Source organism: Methanospirillum sp. (genome assembly GCF_035406105.1).
Taxonomy (GTDB): Archaea; Halobacteriota; Methanomicrobia; order Methanomicrobiales; family Methanospirillaceae; genus Methanospirillum.
In genome coordinates, this window is sequence record NZ_DAONKG010000331.1 from 1 (window position 1) to 1740 (window position 1740).

At 44.6% G+C, this 1740-nt stretch carries 4 protein-coding genes; 3 read left to right on the top strand and 1 reads right to left on the bottom strand.

The features are described from left to right. Positions 1–411: hypothetical protein (locus PLA23_RS13135; protein WP_324475492.1), on the bottom strand; the 411-nt coding region annotated here is incomplete at its 3' end. 89 nt (positions 412–500) lie between these two features. On the opposite strand from PLA23_RS13135, the gene PLA23_RS13140 reads away from it, so the two are divergent. From PLA23_RS13140 to PLA23_RS13150, 3 genes are all read left to right on the top strand, one after another. Continuing rightward, on the top strand, positions 501–797 hold the full coding sequence (locus PLA23_RS13140; protein ID WP_324475493.1) for an acylphosphatase: 297 nt from the start codon (positions 501–503) through the stop codon (positions 795–797). A gap of 33 nt (positions 798–830) precedes the next feature. Beyond that, positions 831–1301 (top strand): hypothetical protein, encoded by a 471-nt coding sequence (locus tag PLA23_RS13145; protein WP_324475494.1) that lies wholly within the window; start codon positions 831–833, stop codon positions 1299–1301. A gap of 67 nt (positions 1302–1368) precedes the next feature. Continuing rightward, positions 1369–1740 (top strand): RDD family protein (locus PLA23_RS13150; protein ID WP_324475496.1); only part of this gene is annotated, 372 nt, incomplete at its 3' end.

Consider the following 1740-nt stretch of genomic DNA (forward strand, 5'->3'; position numbering starts at 1 on the left):
ATGATGATCATAATCCTCACGAAGGGATCGTTCAACTTTTGACCGGCCTGACACCTGACGAAGTGTTGCAATCATCTGATGTGACGCATCTGACTGCTCAAGTGCAATTGAAAAACTACCCTGCGAGATATCAAATAAAATCAGTTCGTCGTTGTGTATTGTGTAAATGAGAAAACCCGGATGAAGGCCCTGCACGGCACATCGTCGCTGCCAGCTGACAATACTCCCATATTCCTGTTCACCCCCGGTGAGCGGAAGTAATATAATATCAGGATGTACAGCCTGAAATTTCTCCTCACCTTCAGTAATCGATCTGACAAGCCATAATTCAACCTGAAGAGTATCAGATAGCCGGGACTGTATAGAAGATGCTTCCGTTCCCCTATCCTGGACAAGAAGGACTTTTACCATACGACGCAGACCGATAACCGCTCCTTAGTATGGTACCGTGTTATCCGGCATATAAGATGAATGCTCTGGCAAAATAATATTTCAAGGAATTGATACTATATGTTCTCTTTATGAAACGGGTATCCATGATCGTGTCAGGGACGGTTCAGGGAGTTGGCTTTCGGTATTATGTTCAGGACATTGCAAAAGAGATGGGAATTACCGGATGGGTCAGAAATCTCCCAGATGGTACGGTTGAGATAGATGCCGAGGGAAAACCAGACATACTTGACGCCTTTATCCGGAATATCTCATCAGCACAACAGGGTTTTATCCGGGTACGCTCGGTTCAGGTTCAGGAGAAAGACTATGTGGGCTATGCACAGTTTAGTATCCGAAGGGATTGATAGTTTTATTGGTTTACAGGATGATTGATAATTATGAAGGGATTCTTATTCATTTCAATACTCATGGTTACGGCCATTTTCATGTGCACCCCGGTCTCTGCTGCCTGGTCAATACCCCATGTCTCTCCTGATACTCCAAACTGGAATGGATACTGGCAGTTTGAGTACGATCCAAACAACCCGATATCTGCAGCGATGTATTGTTGCTGGTGGGAGATGGTGCATGGTCACCTGAGTAAGTATTCAGATGCATTATCCGGAAACAGTACAACCGGAACCGCCTCATCCAGTGATTCATCAGTTCAGACTAAGAGTTATTGTCCTGCATGTCATGTTGACGATTCCTTTGCCACTCTTGAAGTGGACCCTGAACTTGAGGCATTACATGATGAACTCATGCAGACAAAGCCATGGCTGAAGGAGGGGAAAAAGAATACGGATTCTCTTCAATCCAATAATTCATCCGGAGTGGTCATGTTCTTTAGTGAACCGACCAAAATCTAAATGTTCCCGATAACGAACCGATACTTTTTTCGACAGGTTCTTTGCTCTGTACGAGATATATTGTATTGTGTCAGATATTAATCAGAACGAATCTTTTCATGACGATAAGAGATACTATGCCGGGTTTGGGAGAAGGATCATTGCCGGGATCATTGATGCCGTCATTGTAACACTCATTGCAGGCTTTGCAGCATACTACCTTGGACTGACCGAAGGGTGGAGAATGCTTCTTATGATGCTCCGGCATGAAGAAGTCAGAACTATGGATGGAGTCCTGGTTACGTCTGTCCTTCCAGGTCAGGTTGCAACATTTCTTCTGGTTACCTGTATCATAATTCCATGGCTTTATTATGCGGTCCTGGAATCATCAAAAAATCAGGCTACACTTGGTAAAATGGCGGCACGGGCGATAGTCACCGATCTGCATGGGAACCGGATA

Bases quoted from the DNA above. Each gene is read 5' to 3' on its own strand.
- PLA23_RS13145 (WP_324475494.1), top strand. From the start codon at position 831: ATGAAGGGATTCTTATTCATTTCAATACTCATGGTTACGGCCATTTTC.